At 58.3% G+C, this 22,650-nt stretch carries 24 protein-coding genes, 1 tRNA gene and 1 riboswitch; of the genes, 9 read left to right on the top strand and 16 right to left on the bottom strand.

Annotated features, from left to right (window positions below; genetic code table 11):
* Nucleotides 1-14: 14 nt before the first annotated feature.
* The 6 genes from AC5JQH_RS10235 to AC5JQH_RS10210 all read right to left on the bottom strand — a co-directional run bounded on the left by AC5JQH_RS10235 (nt 15) and on the right by AC5JQH_RS10210 (nt 3,724).
* A complete protein-coding gene (locus AC5JQH_RS10235; RefSeq protein WP_474546725.1) occupies nt 15-563 on the bottom strand; it encodes a BREX protein BrxB domain-containing protein in 549 nt (182 codons plus the stop codon).
* Nucleotides 550-1,338 (bottom strand): hypothetical protein, encoded by a 789-nt coding sequence (locus AC5JQH_RS10230; RefSeq protein ID WP_474546726.1) that lies wholly within the window; start codon nt 1,336-1,338, stop codon nt 550-552. The genes AC5JQH_RS10235 and AC5JQH_RS10230 overlap by 14 nt, the downstream gene beginning before the upstream one ends.
* Nucleotides 1,331-1,534 carry a helix-turn-helix domain-containing protein gene (locus tag AC5JQH_RS10225; RefSeq protein WP_474546727.1) on the bottom strand — a complete coding sequence of 68 codons (204 nt, stop codon included), beginning with the start codon at nt 1,532-1,534 and terminating at the stop codon, nt 1,331-1,333. The genes AC5JQH_RS10230 and AC5JQH_RS10225 overlap by 8 nt, the downstream gene beginning before the upstream one ends.
* Before the next feature lie 304 nt (nt 1,535-1,838).
* Nucleotides 1,839-2,060, bottom strand: a complete 222-nt coding sequence (locus AC5JQH_RS10220) for a helix-turn-helix transcriptional regulator (protein ID WP_474546728.1) — start codon at nt 2,058-2,060, stop codon at nt 1,839-1,841.
* A gap of 109 nt (nt 2,061-2,169) precedes the next feature.
* The gene (locus AC5JQH_RS10215; protein ID WP_493805552.1) at nt 2,170-3,474 is read right to left on the bottom strand and encodes a tyrosine-type recombinase/integrase; all 1,305 of its coding nucleotides are present in this window, start codon (nt 3,472-3,474) and stop codon (nt 2,170-2,172) included.
* A 176-nt stretch (nt 3,475-3,650) separates the two neighbouring features.
* Nucleotides 3,651-3,724: transfer RNA gene (locus AC5JQH_RS10210), tRNA-Gly, on the bottom strand.
* 70 nt (nt 3,725-3,794) lie between these two features.
* On the opposite strand from AC5JQH_RS10210, the gene AC5JQH_RS10205 reads away from it, so the two are divergent.
* From AC5JQH_RS10205 to AC5JQH_RS10195, 3 genes are all read left to right on the top strand, one after another.
* Nucleotides 3,795-5,519: a potassium/proton antiporter gene (locus AC5JQH_RS10205; protein WP_273072697.1), complete on the top strand. Its 1,725-nt coding sequence runs from the start codon at nt 3,795-3,797 to the stop codon at nt 5,517-5,519.
* A gap of 107 nt (nt 5,520-5,626) precedes the next feature.
* Nucleotides 5,627-6,190 carry a L,D-transpeptidase family protein gene (locus AC5JQH_RS10200; RefSeq protein WP_493805551.1) on the top strand — a complete coding sequence of 188 codons (564 nt, stop codon included), beginning with the start codon at nt 5,627-5,629 and terminating at the stop codon, nt 6,188-6,190.
* Nucleotides 6,191-6,397: 207 nt separating this feature from the next.
* Nucleotides 6,398-6,679: an Lpp/OprI family alanine-zipper lipoprotein gene (locus tag AC5JQH_RS10195; RefSeq protein WP_008176834.1), complete on the top strand. Its 282-nt coding sequence runs from the start codon at nt 6,398-6,400 to the stop codon at nt 6,677-6,679.
* Between the two features lie 42 nt (nt 6,680-6,721).
* Here the strand turns inward: AC5JQH_RS10195 and AC5JQH_RS10190 are convergent, their stop codons facing one another.
* The 7 genes from AC5JQH_RS10190 to AC5JQH_RS10160 all read right to left on the bottom strand — a co-directional run bounded on the left by AC5JQH_RS10190 (nt 6,722) and on the right by AC5JQH_RS10160 (nt 14,336).
* Entirely contained in the window at nt 6,722-7,525 is an 804-nt protein-coding gene (locus AC5JQH_RS10190) for a slipin family protein (protein WP_008176832.1), read from the bottom strand.
* A 37-nt stretch (nt 7,526-7,562) separates the two neighbouring features.
* Entirely contained in the window at nt 7,563-9,050 is a 1,488-nt protein-coding gene (locus tag AC5JQH_RS10185; protein ID WP_493805550.1) for an NfeD family protein, read from the bottom strand.
* A 112-nt stretch (nt 9,051-9,162) separates the two neighbouring features.
* Nucleotides 9,163-10,209 carry a L,D-transpeptidase family protein gene (locus AC5JQH_RS10180; protein ID WP_008176827.1) on the bottom strand — a complete coding sequence of 349 codons (1,047 nt, stop codon included), beginning with the start codon at nt 10,207-10,209 and terminating at the stop codon, nt 9,163-9,165.
* Nucleotides 10,210-10,261: 52 nt separating this feature from the next.
* Nucleotides 10,262-10,831 carry a TMEM165/GDT1 family protein gene (locus AC5JQH_RS10175; protein ID WP_008176825.1) on the bottom strand — a complete coding sequence of 190 codons (570 nt, stop codon included), beginning with the start codon at nt 10,829-10,831 and terminating at the stop codon, nt 10,262-10,264.
* Between the two features lie 4 nt (nt 10,832-10,835).
* Nucleotides 10,836-11,018, bottom strand: a riboswitch (yybP-ykoY riboswitch).
* Nucleotides 11,019-11,069: 51 nt separating this feature from the next.
* Nucleotides 11,070-12,461, bottom strand: coding sequence for a DHA2 family efflux MFS transporter permease subunit (locus AC5JQH_RS10170; protein ID WP_008176822.1), 1,392 nt, complete (start codon nt 12,459-12,461; stop codon nt 11,070-11,072).
* Between the two features lie 3 nt (nt 12,462-12,464).
* Nucleotides 12,465-12,890: a MarR family transcriptional regulator gene (locus tag AC5JQH_RS10165; RefSeq protein ID WP_008176821.1), complete on the bottom strand. Its 426-nt coding sequence runs from the start codon at nt 12,888-12,890 to the stop codon at nt 12,465-12,467.
* Nucleotides 12,891-13,052: 162 nt separating this feature from the next.
* Entirely contained in the window at nt 13,053-14,336 is a 1,284-nt protein-coding gene (locus tag AC5JQH_RS10160) for an MFS transporter (protein ID WP_092032257.1), read from the bottom strand.
* A 271-nt stretch (nt 14,337-14,607) separates the two neighbouring features.
* Here AC5JQH_RS10160 and AC5JQH_RS10155 point away from each other — a divergent pair, with 271 nt between their 5' ends.
* The 4 genes from AC5JQH_RS10155 (at nt 14,608) to AC5JQH_RS10140 (ending at nt 19,520) form a co-directional block, all read left to right on the top strand.
* Nucleotides 14,608-15,510, top strand: a complete 903-nt coding sequence (locus AC5JQH_RS10155) for a helix-turn-helix transcriptional regulator (RefSeq protein WP_169702234.1) — start codon at nt 14,608-14,610, stop codon at nt 15,508-15,510.
* A 150-nt stretch (nt 15,511-15,660) separates the two neighbouring features.
* Nucleotides 15,661-17,280, top strand: coding sequence for an ExeM/NucH family extracellular endonuclease (locus AC5JQH_RS10150; RefSeq protein ID WP_493805549.1), 1,620 nt, complete (start codon nt 15,661-15,663; stop codon nt 17,278-17,280).
* A 128-nt stretch (nt 17,281-17,408) separates the two neighbouring features.
* Nucleotides 17,409-18,296, top strand: a complete 888-nt coding sequence (locus AC5JQH_RS10145; RefSeq protein WP_008176813.1) for an alpha/beta fold hydrolase — start codon at nt 17,409-17,411, stop codon at nt 18,294-18,296.
* Nucleotides 18,297-18,452: 156 nt separating this feature from the next.
* Nucleotides 18,453-19,520 (top strand): AraC family transcriptional regulator, encoded by a 1,068-nt coding sequence (locus tag AC5JQH_RS10140; protein ID WP_493805548.1) that lies wholly within the window; start codon nt 18,453-18,455, stop codon nt 19,518-19,520.
* On the opposite strand, the gene queE is transcribed toward AC5JQH_RS10140, so the two are convergent.
* Entirely contained in the window at nt 19,521-20,177 is a 657-nt protein-coding gene (gene queE / locus AC5JQH_RS10135; RefSeq protein WP_008176809.1) for a 7-carboxy-7-deazaguanine synthase, read from the bottom strand.
* Nucleotides 20,177-20,842, bottom strand: a complete 666-nt coding sequence (gene queC, locus AC5JQH_RS10130) for a 7-cyano-7-deazaguanine synthase QueC (RefSeq protein ID WP_493805547.1) — start codon at nt 20,840-20,842, stop codon at nt 20,177-20,179. The genes queE and queC overlap by 1 nt, the downstream gene beginning before the upstream one ends.
* Before the next feature lie 185 nt (nt 20,843-21,027).
* Between queC and AC5JQH_RS10125 the strand changes: the two genes are divergently transcribed.
* A complete protein-coding gene (locus AC5JQH_RS10125) occupies nt 21,028-21,561 on the top strand; it encodes a 3'-5' exonuclease (protein ID WP_039882176.1) in 534 nt (177 codons plus the stop codon).
* Nucleotides 21,562-21,576: 15 nt separating this feature from the next.
* Here the strand turns inward: AC5JQH_RS10125 and AC5JQH_RS10120 are convergent, their stop codons facing one another.
* A complete protein-coding gene (locus AC5JQH_RS10120; protein WP_257903044.1) occupies nt 21,577-21,831 on the bottom strand; it encodes a hypothetical protein in 255 nt (84 codons plus the stop codon).
* A gap of 531 nt (nt 21,832-22,362) precedes the next feature.
* Here AC5JQH_RS10120 and AC5JQH_RS10115 point away from each other — a divergent pair.
* Complete coding sequence (locus AC5JQH_RS10115; protein WP_041645887.1) at nt 22,363-22,635, top strand: hypothetical protein; 273 nt, start codon at nt 22,363-22,365, stop codon at nt 22,633-22,635.
* Nucleotides 22,636-22,650: the final 15 nt, after the last annotated feature.

Raw genomic sequence — 22,650 nt, 5'->3', positions numbered from 1 at the left:
GAACAACCTCTTCCTTAATCCTTGTCTGCGGTTATTGGTACTGCGAGATAGTTCCACCCGTCGTAACCATCCAATAACCGGTAGTTGTTGTTTTCATAGCTGCCTGGAAATAGAACCAGCAGCCGCCCCTCAACCAGGGGAGCCAACCTATCCACAACGTCTTTGACCTTCAGAAAACCGAATAGCGAGCCAACACCCTGCACAGCCACTACCGTGTTGTCGTCTGAATTTTTTTCCTTCAGAGCGCTCTCAAACTCGTTGACGATGTAGTCCAGGTATTTGGGCAGCACGGTGGCCAACAGGTGCGGTTTCTGGAAATAGCTCTTTGCGTATCTCTGGGTAGCTAGCCAGGCTGCAAAAGTATTGGTCAAATCAAACAGAACCCATTCATGACCCGCCTGCCGGGTGACAATTTCAAACTCGTCTACCCGGGCTCTGAGCCAACGCTCTTCGTTTTCATTGTAAACGCAGAAAACCACCCGCTGGGCTGCGGCGGCATCATCCCTCCAGGGGATAGCAATGTGCCGTCCGTACGATTGAATCAGGCGCTTAACCCTGCTCACGCAACCACTCCTGTTCCTGCTGATTGATTAGGTTGGGAAAAAGCACTTCGATCACATCCCCCACCCGCTTGTAGGTTATCCAGCCTCTACGTGAGGCCTGCTCGGCCAATTCAATGGTCTTTTCCCGGGAACAGTCCAGCAGCTTTGTGTATTCCGTACTGAACAGGCCTTGTCCCCGTGCACCGGCCAGGTAGCCCAGCAACAGAGCGTACGCCGCACTGCCTGCTGTAGGGGCAGCTCGGTTACGGGTTTTCTTGTTTCGGCCTGTAAGGTGGCCGGATTTGGTCCAGCTGGAGTTGATGTTCTGGGCTGTGGATTTCAAAGTCGCTTTGCTGAACCGGCCTGGCTCCAGGCTGTCGATCAGTTCCTCTACCGACTCACGGGTAATAACTGAACCTTCGGGAGTCTTGAGAATCATTGGTGCGCTGGCACGGAAGATAGAGTCTCTGGAGTAAGTAGCCAGCAGCGCCAGCATCGGCCGACCTGCTTCATCTCGCTGCCAGAAGTACAGCAAGGCACGGAAAAGCACATGGGCTGTGTCGAGCGAATAAAGCTCAGCCAAATGCTTGTACGTGAGGCGACGGGTTTTTCCTGAGCGTTTGCCGAGGCAGTTGTCTTCATCTATGGCATTCAGGTAATCGGCCTTGGTGGCCTCTGGACGGTTCACGTAATCGAGCAGTGCAGTTAGTTCATCAAGCATCATTGTACGGGAGCTGTGGGCGCCTCCGCGCTCAAACCGAAAACCGAAACGGGCAAGCTGTTTCTGATCAGGCATCGGCGCTACTTCCATCGCTTGCTCCGCCACTGCGTACCCATGCATCTACCTCGTCTTTCTTGAACTTCCAGGCTCGGCCTACCCGATGAGCTGGCATGGCTTGCTTATCAATCCACCGATAGATCGTGTCGCCACTGACCCCAAGGTATTTCGCGATTTCATTGACTGACAACCATCGGTCATCCAGCTCAGTCATCTACTCATTCCCCGTCTCTTGTTCAGGCTAGCTCACGTGATCTGGCGCTCACGGTGCTCACTTCGTTAGGGAACAATATATAGAGGCAACTGGAGTGTAACAACTGCATTGTGCTGCATAGACCTACATTGATCGGCAGCAAGAGGGGTTTTAGGCAGATATTACTTGTAAGCCACGACAGAGAGCATCGTTCTTCCTGCCTTCTCAAAGTGGTCAATGTAAATGGAGGAACAAAACCCGACGGCAAGAAAGCTTGCCGTCGAGAACCGACAAGCAGTATGCGACTCTGTCTCCAAAATCGACATCAGGAGTCCTGCTTGTCCCTAGCATTCATTCGCTCAATGAGCCAGCAGCGGACTTCTTCGTAGACGTAGAAAGCTGGGGCCTGCTGGGAGTTGCCATCTTTAATCGGCTTGGGAAAGCTGGGATCACGCTTACGAAGTTCGTAGAACCCACTACTGGAGAGATCGAGCATCTCCATCAGGGTTTTCTGGCGGATAAGGATTTTTTGAATCTTTCTGGACATAGGTGTCGCTCCTGAGTTTGTTAAGAACGACACCTATATTATTAACGCTTTGAGCACTTGTGTCGGGTCTAATTTCGCAAAAAGATGATTTAGACGAGGGCGGCCAACTTTAAGCAGCGATGTTTTGGGAGGCATCGACCGGCCGGTAGCGCTGCATGGCCTGAATAACACGTTGCTCGAAATCCGCTCTCTTGTCTTCTGTGAGCCCCTCTCTGAGGGCATCCAGATAGTCCGCATACCATTGCATCATTACCCGACATGCATCCAGGTAACCGGCCTGGTTGTATACCCCTGCCACGCCGGGCATCTTATGGGAAAGCTGAGCTTCAATGTGGAAATGGTACCAGCCATGCTCATGGAGGAGGGTAGAGGCTGTGTGACGGGAACCATGGCCGGTCAAACGTCCTTTATAACCGATTCCACGAAGCATCTTGTTTATTGAGTCTGTTGGCATGGTTGGGTTCTTTGGTCCAATACACGGAAACAGATAGCGAGATCGGCCCGTGATTGCCTTGAGCTCTCTCAGCAGGGCCACGAGCTGGGTGGAGAGCGGAACAATGTGCTGTTTTCTGTTTTTCATGTTTCCGTCTGGAACAACCCAAAACGCCTGGTCCAGGTTTACGTGAGTCCACTCCGCTTTCACAACCATTCCTGGTCGTGACGCGGTTAGCAGAGTCATTTTCGTCGCTATGATGGTTTGCGTCCGCGCGTTGGAGCACTCCAGAGCCTTCAGAAAATCAGGCAGCTCTGGCTCCAAAAGATGGGGAAACGGCGTTTTAGAGCCTCTCCGTGTGGCGATATACCTAAGCTCAGACGCCGGATTGTTATCGCAAATTCCGCGACCAATGGCATAGCGAAAGATCTGGTTCAGTGCCTGGCGAACCTTCTTACTTTTGTCGAGGCTTTGACTCAGTTCGATCTTGTGCTGCAGATCAGCGCACTGCTTCGGCGTAATCTGCCTGACAGGGAATTTTCCAAGCTCCGGCAAGATGTCGTTGTCGAGATACCCCCGCATCTGTTTGGCAGTGCTCTTTGCATAGCCTTCCTCAAGCTTCTTGTTGTACCAAAACTCGCACGACTCTGAGAAAGGATGTTCAATCAAAGTCTTTTTAGCTTCCGCTTCAGCGCGACGGACCTCCCGCGGATCCTTCCCATCCGACACAAGCGCCTGAATAAAGTCGGCCTGTTTTCGGGCAAGCTTGGCGCTCACAGCCGGATAACCACCAACACCCATCCAGCTCCATTTACCATCAAGCCTCTTGAATCTGACTTCCCAGCGCTTCGATCCGTTGACAGCCACGGTGAAATGAAGCTGGTTTGAACCGTCCTTGATCCGGTAAAGTTTGTTTTCAGGTTCAAGACTCCGCAGCACCGTCTCGGCGAGGGGAGTTCTTTTGATTTCATGACGCTTCATTGCGATCCCTGTATTTGTATGGCTGAGTTCGCCTTTGAAATTACCATACAAATCGCTATACACAACGGGGCCCGACGTACAGGGATCTATCAAGACGTACAAGGGTAAGAATTAGTCTTAATGCATTGATAAAAAAGACTTTAATGGAGATACGAGGGCGTAGAAGAATAGTGGTTTGGAGCGGGTGAAGGGAATCGAACCCTCGTATGCAGCTTGGGAAGCTGCCGTTCTACCATTGAACTACACCCGCAAAAAAAGGGCCGCGAAAGCAATATAAGCGGTCCGCCCGGCAATGGGCAAGCATTCTGTCTGGAGCAACAATGGATCCCACCCTGACTCTGATTGGCGCCCTGATGCTGGTCATCAGTATTGTGCTCAGCCCGCTTTCCAGCCGGGTGGGCATGCCGGTGCTGCTGATCTTTCTGGTGGTCGGCATGATGATGGGCGAGGACGGCCCGGGTGGCATCCAGTTCGACGATTTCGAGCTCGCGTTCCTGATTGCCAATCTGGCGCTGGGCGTGATCCTGCTGGACGGCGGCATGCGCACCCGTGCGGAAACCTTCCGCGTGGGGCTGAAACCCGCCCTGGTGCTCGCTACACTCGGGGTCGCGATGACCGCCGCTGGTGCCGCAGTTGTGGCCTGGTGGGTGTTCGACCTGCACTGGCTGACGGCCCTGCTGATTGGCGCCATCATCTCATCCACCGATGCCGCAGCCGTGTTTTCGCTGCTTCAGGGGCGGGGCCTGCACCTGAACGAACGGGTCAGTGCCACCCTGGAGATCGAATCCGGCAGTAACGACCCCATGGCGATTTTCCTGACCCTGATGCTGGTCACGCTCATCGGTAACGATGGCGATCACGCGGGCTGGGCCGCCCTGACCATGCTCGTGCAACAGTTCGGCATCGGCGCGGTTGCCGGGATTATTGGCGGTTTTGCCGTGGTGGAGCTAGCCAATCGTATCCGCCTGACGCCCTCCCTGTATCCCTTGCTGGTGGCAGCTGCGGGCATTTCGGTGTTTTCCGCCACAAACGCCCTCGGCGGCAGCGGGTTTCTGGCCATTTATCTGACCGGGGTGGTGATCGGTAACCGCCATGTCCGGATGATGCCGATGATCCTGCAGGTGCACGATGGTCTGGCTTGGCTGGCCCAACTGTGCCTGTTCCTGATGCTGGGACTACTGGTAACCCCCTCGGACCTGATTCCGCTGGCCGGCGGTGGGTTAATACTGGCCCTCTCCCTGATTTTCATTATCCGCCCGCTGACCGTCATTTTGACCCTCTGGCCGTTTGCCTTTAACCGCCGCGAGCTCGGCTTTATCAGCTGGGTCGGCCTGCGAGGAGCTGTGCCGATCGTGCTGGCCCTGTTCCCGATCATTGCGGACTTGCCGGAAGCCCAGCTGGTGTTCCACGCCGCCTTCTTTATCGTTCTGGTCTCGCTCCTGGTGCAGGGCACCACCATGACGCCACTGGCCCGGAAACTTCGCCTGGAAGTGCCCGCCGGTGAAGACCCGTACCGAAGGCTGCCCCTGGATGCCCCGGCGGCGGGCGACCACGAATTGATGCTGTTCCCGTTGCGGGGCGAAATCTGGGAAACGCCACGCCGACTCAGCCAGTTGCGCTTTCCGGAGAACACCGCTGTGGCCGGGGTATTCCGTAACCGGGTCTGTTTACAGCCGAAAGCCGATCTTGAGGTATCCAGCGGGGATATGGTTGCCATGTTCGCAACCCCCAGCGTATTGCCGGAACTGGGCAAGGCACTTAGCGGCCGCCACGCGCCCAAATACCTTGCCGAGCGGGCATTCTTTGGTGATTTCGTGCTCAACGGCGATGCCCTGCTCGGCGATGTCGAGCAGGTCTACGGCATCGAATTTGATGACCTGCCACCGGAACTGTCCCTGGCCGAGTGCTTTGCCCGGCGCACCAAAGGTCACCCCGTTGTTGGCGATGTTGTGACCCTCGGCCCGGTGACTCTGGTTGCCCGGGCCACCAGCGCTGACCAGGTGACCAAGGTGGGTCTGAAGATGGACAGTTCACAAAATGGCTGAACAACGAACCAGATAGCCAAAAAAGTTAACAAAACCCCTTAACAGATCCCTTGCAGGCTGTGGTATAAAACGCCTGTACAAAGATTAATCATTGGTAAGTTAAGGACATGAGTATTTTCCGCGCCCTGCTATCCACTCTCGCCCTGCTCTGTCTGGGGCTCGCGCCGAATGCCTTCGCCACCGAGCTGCTGGCGAAAGCCGACACCCGCATGCCCGGTGCGTCCCTGTATGAGCCCGCGGATATCGGCAGTGTCAGCAAGGTGGTCGTCCGTAAGGGAGAGCGTCGCCTGTACCTGATGGACGGCGAAGACGTGGTTCGCAGCTACCGCATTTCCCTGGGCGACAACCCGGAAGGTCACAAGCTGTATGAAGGTGACGAACGCACCCCCGAAGGCGACTACACGCTGGACTGGCGCAATGCCGAGAGCGATTTCTACAAATCCATCCACATCTCCTATCCCAGTGAGCGGGATCGGGAACTGGCATCCGCCTGGGGCCTGGATCCCGGTGGCAGCATCATGATCCATGGCCTGCCCAATAACGTGGGCGACATGGCCTTCGCCTACACCGGTCTGGACTGGACCGATGGCTGTATTGCCGTGACCAACGAAGAGATGGACGAAATCTGGCAACTGGTGTCGAACGGGACCCCGATCAGCATTCACCCCTGAGAAAAGCCTGACAGCAGAATTAAGTTGTTGTCATACGCTAAGAATATTTACCTATCCTGAGTTAACATTTTGGCTTACAGTGTTTTACACTGTTTAACGACTCCGGTAGTCAATGCCTATTATGCCTATCGGGCACAGGTTGACAGGAAGTCGTCTATACTGACTTTCGGATCACAGGAAATAACTCGACCAATAAGGGGATTTACAATGCGTAAACTGACGATCGCCGGGATTGCACTGGCCACTGCTCTGACTGCAGGTTGTGCCACGACTGACCAAGGCGCCCTCGACGAAGCGAATGCAACCGCCAGCTCCGCTGAGCGCACTGCTGAAAATGCAATGAACACCGCTAACAGCGCTGCAAGCTCTGCACGTACTGCCCAGCAGACTGCAGAAGAAGCTCTGGCCGCTGCCAAGGCAGCCCAGAAAGCCGCTGACGAAGCAAACGAGCGTGCCAAGCGTATGCTCGAGCGTGCCAGCCAGAAGTAAGGCTGATACGTAACAGAAAAGGCCGGCAATGCCGGCCTTTTTTTATGCCTCGGGTTCGGGTTTGTCCGGATCGGGCTTATCAGGCGTAAAGGGTTTGTTTTCCTTCAGGAACGTGGTCATCAACTCCATTGGCAGCGGAAACACAATGGTGGATGAATTGGTATTGCTCATATCCGCCAGGGTCTGCAGGTAACGCAGCTGCATGGAACCGGAGTTGGTAGACATGACATCCGCCGCTTCCACCAGCTTCTTGGACGCCTGTAATTCGCCCTCGGCGTGGATGACCTTGGCACGCCGCTCGCGCTCGGCCTCGGCCTGGCGGGCAATGGCACGAATCATGGACTCGTTGAGATCCACGTGCTTGATTTCCACGTTGGCCACCTTGATGCCCCATTCCTCGGTCTGGGCATCGATGATTTCCTGGATATCCGAATTGAGCTTGTCCCGCTCTGACAGCATTTCGTCGAGATCGTGCTTGCCCAGCACCGACCGCAGCGTGGTCTGGGCCAGTTGACTGGTCGCGGAATTGAAATCCTCCACCCGGATAATCGCCCGCTCGGGATCCACGACACGGAAGTAAAGCACGGCATTCACCCGTACCGTCACGTTATCGCGGGAGATGACGTCCTGGCTGGGAACATCCAGGGTGATTACCCGCAGATCCACCCGCACGATCTGCTGAATGCCGGGAATGACGATGATCAGCCCCGGGCCTTTGACACCCTGGAACCGCCCGAGAAAGAACACAACGCCACGCTCGTACTCCGGCAGGATCTTGATGGCCGAAGCAAGAATGAGCAGTAACACCACCGTTGGTGCCAGATAGGGAATCAGATCGCCAATCATACGGCCTCCTTGTATTGCCGTTACTTTGTCTGCCGGGTCAACCGCTTTCCTGGATGACCCTGACGGTTACCGTCAAACCTTCAATTGCTGTCACTTGAACCCGGTCACCCTCCTTGACAGGCGCTTCGCTGATGGCATTCCAACGCTCACCGCTAAGCCGGACATGACCACGGTAGTGGCCATGCTCTCCCGAGAACTCGTCCAGTGCCACGGCTTCCTCATGGGTGATCTGCTCGGCCCCACTGACCGGATGCCGTCGACGCAGGCCGATGAAGCGGGTCACCGTCCAGAGGATAAAGCCACCGGCCACCACGGCGGTGCCGCCAATTGTCGGTAGCGAAATATCCCGGTGACTGCCATCCATCAGGATGATCGAACCGGTCACAAAAGCGACAATGCCGCCGACCCCCAATATCCCGAAACTGGGCACAAACGCCTCCCCCACGATGAACGCCAACCCGAGGATGATCAATGCCAGGCCGGCATAATTCACCGACAGAACCTGGAAGGCAAAGAGCGCGAGAATCAGCGAGATAGCGCCAATCACGCCCGGCACCACGGCACCGGGGTTGGCCAGTTCGAAGATGATGCCGTAGAAGCCGATAATCATCAGGAAGTAGGCAACGTTCGGATCGGTGATCACCGACAGCAGGCGGGTGCGCCAGTCCGGCTGGGACCGGGCGATTTCCAGACTGGCCGTATTCAGGGTCATGTCGCCCGACGCCATGCGAACGGTCCGGCCATCCATTTGCTGCAGCAAGTCCTGAATGTTGGGTGCGACCACGTCGATGACGTTCTTTTCCAGGGCCTCATCGGCACCGAGATTCACCGCCTCACGGACGGCTTCCTCGGCCCACTCGGCATTCCGGCCGTGACGTTCCGCCAGCCCGCGAATATAACTGACCGCGTCTTCCAGAACCTTGCGTTCCATGGCGGTACCACCGCGCCGTTTGCCGTCATCGTCGCTGGCTTGCTGTTCGCCGTCAGACGAAGACCCGGATTCGGAATCAGAGCCTTCCTCCGTTTGCGGCTCGCCGGAGGCCGGATCGCTCTCCGGTTCCGGGCTGCCCGGCAGGCCGCCCATCTGAACCGGCGTCGCAGAGCCCAGGTTGGTCGCAGGGGCCATGGCGGCAATGTGACTGCCATAGAGAATAAACGTGCCAGCGCTGGCGGCCCGGGCGCCCTGCGGGGAAACATAGGTAGCCACGGGAACTTCAGAGGCAAGAATCACCTTGATGATATCCCGCATGGAATCCATCAGGCCGCCCGGGGTGTCCATTTCAATGATCACCAGGCCGGCACCCTCAGATTCGGCCCTGCGAATACCCCGGGTGACATAGTCCATGGTCGCGGGGCCAATGGCGCCCTCAACTGTAAGCACCAGAGCGGTCTCGGAAGCCTTCTGCTGGGCAAAAACCTGATGGGCGAGGGAAGCCAGTGCCAGCAGGGCGCCGGTCATCATCACCAGGGCCCAGCGCCGAAGCCGGGCAGGGTTCTGTGATCGCATGGGATGGTTTACCTGCATGACGCCTCCCCGGATCCGGAAAAATTCTGATTGCTGGACATACGATGGCACAGTGGCCGCGGTTCTGTCTCAGGCACTCACGCAGCGCGGCACTCTTGCCCGGAACTCTATGTCAGAAGTATAGCCGCTGCTCCGGCTCGTTGGCCGATTCCGGTGACTTCTCTTCCACGGTCTTGTCTGCGGCCATTTGGGTAACCCGTTCACCAATCATGGTTGGCAGACCATCGGCCTGGTCCACTGCCAGCTCAATGGCGCCACGCTTGACCTCAACGCCTGGGTGCTGGCTGCGGAAAGCTTCAACTTCAGCGAAGACCTGCTGCCATAAACGGTCGCGATCTTCTCGGGGGTAGTCTTCATGGGGGCGGTGCACCTCAAGCCAGACCTCACCATCCGAGAAACCGATCTTGACGGCATCGTGGACAACCTGAACCGGTGTACCTTTCTCAACCTGGTAAACAAACCGGGAGATATCCTCGTTGTACATCCGGAAACAGCCATGGCTGACCGGCATGCCCACACCAAACTTCTTGTTGGTGCCGTGGATCAGATAGCCTTTCTCGCTCAGCAACAGGGCGTGGGTACCAAGCGGATTCCCGGGGCCCGGAGGAATCATACGGGGCAGGTACTCACCTGATGCCTCGTACTCCGCGCGAATACTGGCCGGCGGATACCAGGCCGGAGATTCCAGCGGCATGGTGACTTCGGCATCGGTCAGCGGAGAGGGATTTTCAGCCGTTCCCACTCCAACCGGGTACACCTGAACTCCCCCATTGGTGAAGTAATACAGGCGGTACTCCGCAAGATTGATGACAATGCCCTCGCGCCGGGAGTCGGGCAGCACATAATGGCGCGGCAGGGTAATCGTAGTGCCTTCTCCGGGTAGCCAGGGGTCGACACCGGGATTGGCCTTCACCAACTCCAGATAGCCCATGGCCAGACGGTTGCCAATGCCGGCAAAAGTGTCCTCGTAACGGGTCTCGAATACGCCAAGCTCTCCGGCCAGGTCCCCCTGGATCGGGAAGGTGGGCACACGAGGGCTTCTGTCGGGTTTCTCCGGGGTATCCGAATTACTGACAGCCTCCACAGGCTGTTCCGAACCGATGGTCGGAAATGCCAGGAGCTGTGCCAAAGCAAAAACCATTAAGAATCTGAACCACATAGAAAACATTCCGAAAGCATCAGGCAACCGGGTACAGTGACAGCAAGTACCCTCAGGAGTTCATAAAGGTTGCCCACACTGTTACAACGGCAAGCACCACGAACAGAACGCTTGCGCCAATCCGGGCTGTGGCAAGGGGCAACCGTTCCATCAGCCAGCGTCCTGCCATGATAACCGGTATGTTGGCCAGCAGCATCCCCACCGTGGTGCCCAGAATAACCCAGAAGGTTTCGGTAAAGCGGGCGGCGAGAACGACCGTTGCCACCTGGGTCTTGTCGCCGATTTCCGCCAGGAAAAACATGATGGTGGTGGCCATGAACGCCCCCATGCCCAGAAACTTCGAGTCTGCGCTGTCATCCTTGTCGGGCACCAGTAGCCACAGAGCGATGGCGACAAAGCTGCCGGCCAGAATCCAGGGCAGCCAGGCTTCTGGAATAAAGGAAGCGACCCAGGCACCGAGCCAGGCAGATAAGGCGTGGTTGAGAACCGTTGCGACAAAAATGCCGAGAATAATAGGCAGGCGTGTGGCGTATCTGGCAACCAGGAAAAGCGACAGCAACTGGGTCTTGTCACCAATTTCCGCTATGGCAACAGCAACCGTCGAGGCGAGAAAAGCGTCCATGAAAAACTCCAGGGCGGATAACCAGACATGAGGCAGCCCACCTTCCGCCCAATGGAGGTGAAACCGCCTCAGGTCTTGCCAATATCACCGGTGTTGCGGTGAAACATGATAGCCATGGGGATTTGGCCCCAAGTATGTTGACTATCATCCGCTCGGACATTCCGATGCGGAGGCTACTCCCCTGAAGAGATGCCGGCATAATAATGAATCCGGCGCGGGGCCGCAACCAAAGGTCTTCCTAGACCCGCATTCGCCAAACCGGGATCGCCGCAACCGCTACGAATGCCGCCACCAGCCACCAGGCGGAATGGAACGCATTGATCGTTGGCATGCCCGCACTGTGCTCGCCGAACTCGATGGTCAGGGCCACCAGGTTGACACCAAAGGCGCCCCCGAGCTGTCGCATAAAGTTCAGGCTACTGGAGCCGGCACCTAACTCCTGTGGCTCCAGCGGGTTCAGGGCACCGGTCGACAGAGCCGGAAGCATGAATCCGATGCCAACGCGCCCCAAAACGGTCCAGAGAACCAGCCAGCCGAACGCCAGCTCGAGGTCTGACATCGCGAACAGTACGGCTGAAAGGGCAAATACACCAATCCCGAAGACAACCAGAACCCGGGCGCTATGTCTGTCCGCCAGCCGACCGGCCAGCGGGAACGTCATACCCAGGACAATCCCTGCAGGCAGCATCAGCAACCCTGCCTCCGTCGCACTGAACCCGAGGGCTGTCTGGACAAACAACGGAATAAGATAAGTGGATCCGAACAGCGCCAGCCCCAGCGCCATGGCCCCGAGGCAGGCGAACAGGAATGCCGGTTTGCGCAGCAAGCCGATGTTCACCAGCGGGTGCGCAGTCTGCCGTTCACGCAACACAAAGAACACCAGCCCGCAAAGGGCCAGCAATGCTTCAGCAAGAATCCACGTCTGCTGTCCTGACGCCTGCTGCAGTCGGTTGAGGGTATCCAGGGACAGGGCAATGGTGAGGCCGAGCAGTAACAAACCGGGCAGATCAAACCGATAGGGCGCCGGCCGGGAGACCGGCAAAGGCAGGAAACGCCAGGCCATCAACACACCCAGAAGCGTAACCGGAGCCGGTGCAAACATCACGTAGCGCCAGTCCAGCTGATCAACCAGAAAGCCTCCCAGCACCGGACCGAGGGCCGGGGCCAGAATCACCCCCATACCGTAGATACCCATGGCCTGGCCGCGGCGATCGCGGGGGAAAATCCGGAACACCAGATACATGCCCATGGGCTGCATCAGGCCGGCCATGGCACCCTGGCCGATCCGGGCGGCGATAAGCTGCCCCGGCGTCTCGGCAAAACCGCCGGCAAGGGAAATCAGGGTAAAGAGAAACATGGCTACGGCAAGGGTCTTGCGAACCCCGAAGTGATCCAGCAGCCAGGAGGAGGCCAGCATGGTGGTGGTCATGGCGGCGATAAAGCCCGTTGCCAGCCAGTGAACCTGGCCCTGGCGAATGCCGAACTCCACCATGATATCGTGCAACGCCACGTTGACTACGGTGGCGCTGAGTACGGTAGCCATGGTGCCTATCATCACCGTGGCCACCGCCAGCCAACGCCAGCGATCCCCGTAGCGGGCTTTCAGACCCTCAACTGAGTTATCAGCCAAGGGTTATTTCTGCTTTTCGGCGTTTTCCAGGATCTTGTGGAACACCTTTACGGTGCACTCGATCTCTTTGTCGCTGATGCCTTCCAGCATTTCCTCGCGCAGCACCTCGGCTCGCTCGGAAAGGTCATCCATAAACGCCCGGCCGGCGTTGGTCAGATGCAGCCGCCGCGCACGGCGATCGTTCGGGCAGGGCCGGCGCTCAATCAAATTCTGTTGCTCGAGACTGTCCAGCAGTCGAACCAGGGTCGGATTCTCGATCGCCATCAGGCTTGCCAGCTCACGCTGTGTGAGGCCCTCACCGCCTTTTTCCAGGTACACCATCGTGCTCCAGCGCGCCTGGGTGACGCCCAGATCCTTCAGGCGCTCGTCCAGCATTTTTCTCCAGCGCCGGGTAACCCGCGCTACCGCAAAAGGAAACTGGTCTCTCATTTGTCGTCACTCCATATCAAAAGAGGGCTTGGCCCGGGCCGGGCGCTGCCGCGCCTTCGGCCAATTAATCACATTATCGGAAAGTCACCAATAGTATGCTAACCATTGTGATAAAAACAGATACGGAAGTAAAAACAAAATTGGGGAAAACCGAAAGCAGCGTCAGCTCGCCTGACGCTGCTCTTCGTGCATTTCCTCGACTTCAGGAGACTCATGGAACTCGCTGTTCCGCGGATCGATTTCAGCAAGCACCGGCGACGCTTCCGGCATGGCAGGTACGAAGTGCTCCTGATCTGCAACGGCAACGTCCTCGGTATGACTGATCCGGTAGCTGGTAATCAAGGCCAGCAGCAGCAGGAAGCCGGCATTACCGAAGAACAGGCCTTTCGGCCCCAGGAGATTGATCAGCTCCGCCATGACAACCGGCCCGATGACACTGCCAACGCCGTAACTGAGCAACAGGGTGGCACTAGCGGCCACAATACGGGTGCTTTCCATACGGTCATTGGTGATGGCCACGGCTACGGGGTACAAAGCGGCTGAAAGCCCCGTGAACACACCAACCAGAAGGGTCAAAAGCCACGCATTCCCAGCCCCGAGAACTCCAACACCGCCTGCGGCTGAAGCCGCTACCAGAGCGATCCAGAACATCACGCGGCGCCGGTCGAAACGGTCGCAGAGCCGGCCCAGCGGCCAGGCAAGGATCATGGCCGCGACAATGGCACTGGCCATGAACGTGGATGTCCGTGCAACGTCCAGCCCGACCAGTGTTGCGTACACCGGCCCAAGCGCATAAAAGCCGCCGATCATGACGCCGCAGATCAGGGCGCCGGCAACACCGGAAAAGGATTCCCGGGCCAAAGTGAAAATAGAGATGCGCTGAACCTGCTCAATAACGGGCGCTTCCATTTTGGTCAGTGCCAGCGGCATCAGCGCCAGCGCCAACAGAATCGCGGCAATCGAGAAAGGCATGAAATTGGCGGGGTCGCCGATATTCACGATGAGCTGGCCGCCGGCGGCGGACAGATAGAAAACAATCTGGTACACCGCAAACAACGCACCGCGGTTGGCATTGGTGGCACGGCTGGAGAACCAGCTCTCGATGACCACCAGCACACCGGCAATACTGAACCCGGAGAGTACCCGCAGAACAGCCCAGAAAATCTCGGAAACGGCCATCGGATAGAGTAACGACGTGACAGCGGCAGCGGCGGCAAACACCGCGAACGCCCGGATATGACCAACCCGGCCGATAATCCGGTGAACATAGAGCGTACCCAATACAAAACCGATGGAATAGCAGACCAGAATCCAGCCGATAATATCCGGCGATATCGCCTCGATACTCAGACGGATGCCCAGCAGTGTCATCAGGAATGCATTGCCACTGACCAGCAGAATAATGCTTAGAATCAGGGCAGACAGGGAGGTGACCATTCGGGTCATTACATCGGCTCCGGGCGTTACAGGGTATTTTCGCTTGGATGACAAACAAAATAGCAACAAGTCCCGGACTTTGCCGGCGACGTATTAGATCAGTAGCGGGAAGTGAAGCCACTAGGCACTTCCCGAAACCTGTTAACTGCATCACAAAAACCCGCAAAGGCCGCCGTGTAGCGGTTTAACAGGGTTTTACATTAATGCGCCGTAACAGACCATGAGTGCCGGAGCAGGTAACATGAAAACGAGCTATTCATTGGACCGTGAGCGCCTGGTTATGAAAAAAACGGACTGGCCCATCCGCTGGGATCTGCTGCTTCGCTATCGACTTATCGAAACGATTGCCCTGTGGGAAGGTCGTCTGACTACCAACCACATCTGCCACAGTTTCGGGATCGGTCGTCAGCAGGCGTCCAAGGATATCAACACCTATCTGCGCGAACTGGCGCCGGGCAATCTGGTTTACGACCGTCACCTGAAAGGTTATGTCCCGGCAGATAGATTTCGCCCGGTGGTCACCCGAGGCGTGGTCAATGAATATCTGGACCTGCTTGCCCGCCAGCAAAACCTGAGCACCACATTTGAATCCCTGAACATTGGCCTGCCGGACAGCACCGTGGTTCAGGGTCCGAATCGCGTCATCGCGCCGGAAACCATGCGTGCGGTGGTGACGGCAACACGACAGGGAAGACAGCTGCGGGCCAGCTATGCCTCCCTTAGCCGACCGGAAGCGGTGGAAAGCATACTTGAGCCGCACACTCTGGTTTGTGCCGGCGACAGCTGGCACTTGCGGGCATGGTGCGACTCAAACCGGGAATTCCGGGATTTCGCCCTGAGCCGATTCCGGACCTCGCCGGAGGCTCTCCGACAGCGCGCCAGACACAATCGGGACCAGGACGAGCATTGGAACCGGGAGGTTACCCTGGTGGTTACCCCGGATCAGCGCCTGACCCAAGCCCAGCAAGAGATCATTGCCCGTGACTACGGCATGGAACAGGGTCGCCTGGAAGTTGCTACCCGTGCCGCGCTTGCCCCCTACGTGCTATCACGGCTCGGTATTACCTTCGACAATCAGCACCCGGATCCGCTGGTGCAACAGCTTGAGTTGGCCAATCCCGACCAGTTGGGATTTGGCAGCAAACGCGAACAGGCCCTCAAAGCCGTTGCCGGCCTCAGCTAAACTGCCAGTGTGAGCCCTGGGACCTGGCGGTATGTCTTTCTCGGCGTTCTGATTCTGTCATTTCTGCCCGCAGCAGGGAGGGCAGAATCGGCCTGTGGTGATCCCGCAACGCCCATTTCCCGGGTCCAGGGCACTGGACCGGCCTCACCCATGGCAGGAGCTACCGTCACCGTCGAGGGCATCCTGACCCAGGATTCCCGGGCAAAGGGCGGCTTTGGTGGTTTTTACCTGCAGCAGGCCGACCATCAGACCGACGGAAATCCCGCCACTTCCGAAGCGCTGTTTATTTACACCGATCGTGAAATCGCCGATGTCGGCATGCGAGTGCGGGTAACCGGAAAGGTGAAGGAATACCACGGGCTGACCGAACTGGTGTCGGTTCGGAGCATCCGGGCGTGCGGGCGTGGGCCGCTTCCAGCGCCCATTGCCATCACCCTGCCCTGGGCCGTCGATCCGAAACATCTGGAGAACATGAGAGTTACCTTTCGCCAGCCCCTGACGGTGGTGGACAACTACAACCTGGCTCGCTACGGCGAGCTTGGGCTGGCGGCCTCAGACCAGGTCCAGCCTACGGAATACCTGCCCCCCGGCAAAGAAGCACACCGGGCATTCACCCGGGCCGGGGCAAACCGCGTTCTGCTTGATGACAACCGGTCCAGGAGAGACCCCCGCCCGGTACCCTGGCCCCCGGGCGGCCTGTCTTCGGCAACCGTAAGGGCCGGGGATCAGATTAAAGGGCTCATCGGTGTGCTGGATTTCCGCTTCGATGCCTGGCGGCTCCAGCCCTCTCAGGAGCCGGCTTTCCTCGCCACCAATCCCAGAGAAACCGCACCCGGGCCGCGGCATGAGGCTTCGGTGCGGATCATGGCTCTGAACCTTGGTAATTTCTTTAACGGAGATGGCCGGGGCGGCGAGTTTCCAACGAGTCGCGGGGCCGGGACACCGGCGGAATTCCGGCGCCAGCAACAACAACTGGTGAACACACTTCTGGCCCCCGATCCGGACATTCTTGCGCTGACCGAACTTGAGAACGACGGCTATGGACCGGCAAGTTCCATAGCGGAACTTGCAGAGGCCTTGGGCGGCACCTGGCGGTTCGTCAGCACGCCCGGCCAGGACGGCGATGACGAGATCCGGACCGGCCTGCTCTACCGCAGCGACCGGATTAGCGCGGTTGGCTCGCCAGAACGGCTTGCCAAAGGGCCATTTGAATCGGGAGGCCGGCCTCCCCTGGCTCAGGATTTCGGCCGAACGGACGGTGATGCTACCGTTCGGGTCATTGTTCCTCACCTTAAATCGAAATCCTGTCGGGGCGCCCGTGGCGATAATCAGGACCAGGCCGATGGCCAGGGCTGCTACGCGAGCCGGCGGACCAACGAAGCGAAAACACTGGCGGCCTGGTCCGGCAGCGATACCCGCAGGCACCATTCAGTCGGCACCCTGATAATCGGTGACCTCAACAGCTATGCCCGCGAACATCCCATCGCAGTGCTGGAGCAGGCAGGTTTTACCAGCATGGTGCACCATTTCCATCCCTGCACCGAAAAGATCTGTGGTCACTACACCTACCGTTACCGTGGTCAGAAGGGCTCGCTGGATTTCGCACTCGCCTCCGAGACCTTAAAACCAAGGGTTACGGGCGCCTGGAGCTGGCTGGTGAACGCCGATGAGCCCCGGGTACTCGACTACCGGAGCGATCACCCGGCATCCGGCCGGGGACCCTGGCGATCCAGCGACCATAATCCGGTGATTGTCGACCTGAAGCTCTGACTTTCGACGCCCCGTCACGGGCAATCTGTTGCCCATTCGCCGACGTCCACGGGCACTGTGGCCAAGGCTCCGGATACTGGTCCCGGTAGACTGGTGGTCAGACCCAAAACCGGTGATCGCTGACAACCATGAGAATTCCTGCCCCCAACTTCTGGCCCGCTGCCCGCACGGGACAACGATTACTTCTCCAGGCCCGCCGCCATGAAACCATGGTCGATGGCCACAAGATGGTTTTCCTGGAACGGGGATCGCCAGGTGTCGGCCGCCCGACGATCGTCCTGATTCATGGCTTTGCCGCCATGAAGGAAAACTGGGGGCTGTGGCTGCAAAGACTGCCAAGACGCTGGCATCTTCTGGCGCCGGATCTGCCGGGATTCGGGGAGAGTGATTACCGGCCGGAGGCCTGCTACCGCTACGAAACCCAGGCCCGTCGACTGGCTCAGTGGCTTGCGGGCGTTAACACGGACAACATCCATCTGGCCGGCAGCTCCATGGGTGGCGCGATTGCCGCAATACTGGCCCACACACTGGATCCGGCGCCCCGCTCGGTGACGTTGCTCAACAGCGCCGGCATCCCCGAACATAAAGAGGCAGACATTCACGCCCCCCTGAAGCCTGACCGGGATGGCATCCTGATTCCACGGGACTGGAAAGGCGTCTACCGCATGTTCAACAGTGTTGGCACCGGCAAGCCCACGGTCTCCGGACTTGCCATGGCCGGCCTTCTCGGACCGGATCTCCTGGGCCGCACCGAGGCCCTCCGGCATATCTTCAGTGACATGGTGGCAGACGCGCTGGCACCGGCCCGCTACCTGGGCCCCGAGACACCACCACTGCAGGTTCAGTGGGGCGACCGTGACGTGATTACCCCGACCCGCTGCGTTGACTGGTTCAGCTCGGCCACGCCTCAGGCAGAAATCCACATGTTCCGGGGTGTCGGACATCTTCCGATGCTGGAAACGCCCGGGCGATCTGCCGCAGCTCTGGAACACTTCGTCCGCCGTCATGGCCAGTGATCGATCCGGATGCTTCCTGCCAACCGGCCGATGATTGGCCTTTCAGGCCATTTATTCCGTCACCGAAGTCATGGGGCAACGAGCCGCGAGGCGCCATAATCGTCGAAACCAAGCGTTCTGCGACATAACAAGAACAGAATCAGACGAGGAAATCCCATGCGCGCCTCCGTTTCAACGGCACAGGACCTGGGCATGCCGGCCATCTACCTGCATCTTCTGGCCCAACTGCTGAACACCATCGGTGTTGACGAACAGGACCTCCTCCTCCGGGTCGGTCTTGACCCGGTCCGCCTGCAATCCACCGATCGGCGGGTGAGCCAGACCCAGGCCAGCGAATTCGTCACCCGGGCCATTATCGAGAGCGGCGAACCGGGGCTCGGTATCATGCTCGCCAGGGAGCTGAAGCTGCCCCTGCACGGCGCCCTGGGTACGGCCGTCATGAGTAGCCGTACCCTGGGCGATGCCATGGAGCTGATGACCCGATACCTGACGCTAAGGGTGCCTCACCTTCGGGTCTGCAAACGGGAGACCGGCAACCTGGCCTGGTACGTTGTGCATTGTGATATCGACCTGGGGCCTCTGCACGGCTTTATCATGGATGCCATGCTGTTCGGTTGCGTTTCCATGGGGGCACAGTTGACAGGCTCGGTCATTGACGGTTTGCGGATTGTTCGCCGGGGAACGGAGCCGGCCTATTTCCAGCGTTTCCGCTCACAGATCCCGGTGCCGGTGGAATTCGGCGCTACGGAGAATGCCCTGGTGATTCCGGTTGGCCGTCTGAGCCTGCCCGTGCGCTTCACCGATGATCAACTGGCGGCCTCGTCCAAAGCCCAGTGCGAGGAGGCGCTGCGGCAGCTGACCGAAGACGCCGGATTTGCCTGTCGCGTCCGACGGGTAATCGAGACCAGCCACCCCTTCCCGCCAAAACTGGCCAGGGTAGCGGCCACCCTGTTTGTGTCCGAGAGAACGCTCAAGCGGCGGCTGCAGGAAGAAGACGCCAGTTTCCAGCAGCTGGTAGATCAGGTCCGCCTGGAACGGGCACAGGATCTGCTCCGCAGTACCACCATGAATCTGAGCCAGATTGCCGATGCCCTCGGTTACGCCGACGCGGCGAATTTCACCCGGGCTTTCAAGCGCTGGACCGGCAGCAGCCCCAGCCATTACCGAATTTCGCAACCCGGCCCTGGGCTGATTACCGCCAGGCGGGCACTGGCCACGGGGTAATCAGTCGATGCCGATGATCTTGTGCATTTGCAGGGTCAGGCGCCACTGCGGATGCGCGAGACAATAATCGGTGGCGCGTCGGGTATTGCTTTGTTTGATCTCATCCACAGCCGTTTCCGGTATCGAGGGAGAGGCCATCGGCGACAGGAAATAATGGCTTGCGCGAATGCCCAGGAATCGCTCCGGCATCGCCAGGGGCTGGGGATAGACCAGCTTCAGCTCGTCACAGGCCTCAAGCACCACCGGGGCATCGGCTTTCGGACTGACGCAGAGCCAGTCGATGCCTTCGGGCGCGGGCAGGGTACCGTTGGTCTCTACCCCTACCTCGAACCCTTCCCGGTGCAGAGCCTCGATCAGGGGAGCATCCAGCTGCAGCAGGGGCTCGCCACCGGTGCAGACCACGTAGGGCTTGCCGGGTGCCTCCGGCCAAAGATTGCGTATGTGACGGGCCAGTTCCTCCGGGGTTTCAAAGCGACCACCATTCTGGCCATCAGTACCGACAAAATCGGTATCACAGAAATTGCACACGGCAGTGGCGCGGTCCTTCTCGCGACCGGTCCAAAGGTTGCACTTGCTGAAACGACAGAACACGGCAGCACGCCCGGCCTGGGCACCTTCACCCTGCAACGTGTAGAAGGCTTCCTTGACCCGATACATCAGCTTGCCGCCTCGTAGTCCAGGGGATCTTTGACACCATTGGCAGCGAAGGCTTCCAGTCGTTCAACACAGGAGCCGCAGCGTCCACAAGCCCGCTCCCGGCCGTTGTAGCAGGTCCAGGTCTGTGCATAGTCCAGTCCCAGGCGCAGGCCTTCAGCCAGGATCTGACCCTTGTCCATGGTCATGAAAGGCGCCTCAATGCCGACCGGCTCGTAGTTGGCCACGCGGCAGACCGCGTCTATTTTATCCACAAACTCCGGGCGACAGTCCGGGTAGATAGCGTGGTCGCCACCATGAGCTCCGTACCAGACGGCGCCAGCACCTGCGGTCACGGCGTAACCGGTCGCCAGGGACAGGAGAATCATGTTTCGGTTAGGCACCACGGTCGCTTTCATGCTGTCTTCTTCATAGTGGCCTTCCGGCACATCGATATCCGAGGTCAGCGATGAGCCGGCCATCACCTCACTCATGGCGCGGATATCGATCACCTTGTGGGGTACACCCAGCGCTTCACAGACCGAACGCGCGCACTCAAGCTCCCGGACATGGCGCTGCCCGTAGTTGAAGGACAGGGCATGAACCTGGTAGCCGCGCTCCCGGGCCAGATGCAGCAGGGTGTAGGAGTCCATGCCTCCGGAATAGATAACGACTACGGTGTCTGTCATTCGGGCTCCCCGTATGGTGCGGTTCGGATTTGGCTGGTTTACTGTCGCGCCCGAGGCCTGTTGCTGTCATCGGGCTTTTACAATGAATGGACATATTGTAACAGTGCAGGAACAGGTTGGGTTCGCGTCTCGCTTGCGGGGCGGGTAATCTCAGCGAAAAACAACTCATCAGCTACACTGACTCCATGACCACTATCCAGCCGGCATTCATCGATTTCGAGGCATCAAGCCTTGATCTGATCGCGAGCTACCCCATTGAGGTGGGAATCTGCATGCCGGATGGCACTCTCCACAGCTGGCTGATCAGCCCCCACGTGCTGTGGCAGGACTGGTCACAAAGCGCTGAGCAGATTCACGGCATTTCCCGCGAGACCCTGGAAGCGGATGGTATTGCGGTGAGCGAAGTCGCCAGTGCCCTCAACGAACTGCTGCCGGAACAGGTGTTTTGCGATGCCTGGACCTTCGACAGTTTCTGGCTGCACCGTTTGTTCAAGGCCGCCCGCATGACGCCAACGTTTCAGCTTGAATCCATTTCAGCGCTGTTGGACACGAGGCAGGTGCGCGAATGGTCAGCACTTCGCCAACAGGTGATTACAGAGCTTGGCCTGCCTGTGCATCGGGCCGCAAACGATGCCCTGATTCTCCACAAGACCTGGGAACGGATTGCGCCGAATCAGGACGAACTGGCGCCGTTAACGGGTCAAACCCGGCAGGCCTGACGCATTCCCGGTTGATCAGTGCCTGGCGTGACGGACACGCAGTGCGATGACCTCGAGACCATCCCGAAGGGTATTCAGCGTCCAGTAGGTCACCAGGGCCATGAGCGCGGCTCCGGTCACGGTAAACACGAGATTCTCACCCACGACCTGCTCCTGCGCGACCAGCAGGTAAAGACCAAGTGCAATAATCAGGGCGAGTTCAATCAATGCGTGGGAACGGAACTTTTTACTGGCAGATCCGGCTTCGTCGGACATTTTGCTAGGTTTCAACCTCTGTCTGTTGATGGCGATTAATCGAATATTAGTGTGCGAATTATCGCCGGGACAGGCCGCAAAATCTGTAAGAAGTAATGGCTACGAAGATTCCACTACCCAAAAAAAACGCAGCCATAGAGGCTGCGTAGAAAGGAGAGATCCATCGACTGCCTGGCGCGGCAGGCAGTCGGGATTGCACAACGTAAAACACGTGACGGAAAGAATTATGCCAAGCGCCCCTGGAGGCCGTCTGTAGGGGTTTGCCGAAGAAGCCGGGCTATTGCAAACGGCCCATTAGCCTATACACTGGTAGTCGAACCGAAACATAAGAGCCGGTATGACCAGAATGATTCCACAGTTCAGCGCTTACACAGCAGCAGGTTGCCATGCAGGGCAGTCTGTCCGCGCGATGGTGAAAGACATCTAACGGCTTTCGGTCAGTCCCGGGAGCCTATGTAGCGACCGGGTCAGCTTCTCCGCGAAACCCCGGTCGCTTCAGGCACCGGGGTTTTGTTTTTGCAGCCGCAAAACGACAAGGAGAACATCATGAAAAGACATCCGACAACTCGCGCAGCAAACCAGCCCATGAACAATCGCCAGGGCCCGATCAAGCGTCCGGAGAAGCTGCCGCTGCTGGATGCCATCTGCAAAAAACTTAATCAGCGCGTCAATCTGGATGACGAACAGCGGGTGCTGGGAGTGTATGAGCGGGGCTGGATCTTCAAGGGCGTCCTGGGCAATATGAACGACGCCGAGGCAAGGTACGTCAGAGCATTGGCGACCCGTTACAATTCCTGGATTGCCCGGCAGGTCGCCTGATTCAGAAGCCGCGTG

The organism is Marinobacter sp. H13, assembly GCF_059072335.1.
The sequence above is the reverse complement of the archived record's forward strand: the minus strand, read 5'-3'. Positions and strand labels throughout refer to the sequence as shown.

Coding starts and splice junctions, on each gene's coding strand:
- AC5JQH_RS10190 (WP_008176832.1), bottom strand. CDS start 7,525: ATGATTGGCGATCTGATTCCCTATCTGGCACCAACGGTGGTGTTACTG.
- AC5JQH_RS10145 (WP_008176813.1), top strand. CDS start 17,409: ATGAGAATTCCTGCCCCCAACTTCTGGCCCGCTGCCCGCACGGGACAA.
- AC5JQH_RS10165 (WP_008176821.1), bottom strand. CDS start 12,890: ATGAGAGACCAGTTTCCTTTTGCGGTAGCGCGGGTTACCCGGCGCTGG.
- AC5JQH_RS10175 (WP_008176825.1), bottom strand. CDS start 10,831: ATGGACGCTTTTCTCGCCTCGACGGTTGCTGTTGCCATAGCGGAAATT.
- AC5JQH_RS10160 (WP_092032257.1), bottom strand. CDS start 14,336: ATGACCCGAATGGTCACCTCCCTGTCTGCCCTGATTCTAAGCATTATT.
- AC5JQH_RS10180 (WP_008176827.1), bottom strand. CDS start 10,209: ATGTGGTTCAGATTCTTAATGGTTTTTGCTTTGGCACAGCTCCTGGCA.
- AC5JQH_RS10215 (WP_493805552.1), bottom strand. CDS start 3,474: ATGAAGCGTCATGAAATCAAAAGAACTCCCCTCGCCGAGACGGTGCTG.
- AC5JQH_RS10125 (WP_039882176.1), top strand. CDS start 21,028: ATGACCACTATCCAGCCGGCATTCATCGATTTCGAGGCATCAAGCCTT.
- queC (WP_493805547.1), bottom strand. CDS start 20,842: ATGACAGACACCGTAGTCGTTATCTATTCCGGAGGCATGGACTCCTAC.
- AC5JQH_RS10205 (WP_273072697.1), top strand. CDS start 3,795: ATGGATCCCACCCTGACTCTGATTGGCGCCCTGATGCTGGTCATCAGT.
- AC5JQH_RS10200 (WP_493805551.1), top strand. CDS start 5,627: ATGAGTATTTTCCGCGCCCTGCTATCCACTCTCGCCCTGCTCTGTCTG.
- AC5JQH_RS10230 (WP_474546726.1), bottom strand. CDS start 1,338: ATGCCTGATCAGAAACAGCTTGCCCGTTTCGGTTTTCGGTTTGAGCGC.
- AC5JQH_RS10195 (WP_008176834.1), top strand. CDS start 6,398: ATGCGTAAACTGACGATCGCCGGGATTGCACTGGCCACTGCTCTGACT.
- AC5JQH_RS10140 (WP_493805548.1), top strand. CDS start 18,453: ATGCGCGCCTCCGTTTCAACGGCACAGGACCTGGGCATGCCGGCCATC.
- AC5JQH_RS10185 (WP_493805550.1), bottom strand. CDS start 9,050: ATGCAGGTAAACCATCCCATGCGATCACAGAACCCTGCCCGGCTTCGG.
- AC5JQH_RS10115 (WP_041645887.1), top strand. CDS start 22,363: ATGAAAAGACATCCGACAACTCGCGCAGCAAACCAGCCCATGAACAAT.
- AC5JQH_RS10225 (WP_474546727.1), bottom strand. CDS start 1,534: ATGACTGAGCTGGATGACCGATGGTTGTCAGTCAATGAAATCGCGAAA.
- queE (WP_008176809.1), bottom strand. CDS start 20,177: ATGTATCGGGTCAAGGAAGCCTTCTACACGTTGCAGGGTGAAGGTGCC.
- AC5JQH_RS10220 (WP_474546728.1), bottom strand. CDS start 2,060: ATGTCCAGAAAGATTCAAAAAATCCTTATCCGCCAGAAAACCCTGATG.
- AC5JQH_RS10150 (WP_493805549.1), top strand. CDS start 15,661: ATGGCAGGAGCTACCGTCACCGTCGAGGGCATCCTGACCCAGGATTCC.
- AC5JQH_RS10155 (WP_169702234.1), top strand. CDS start 14,608: ATGAAAAAAACGGACTGGCCCATCCGCTGGGATCTGCTGCTTCGCTAT.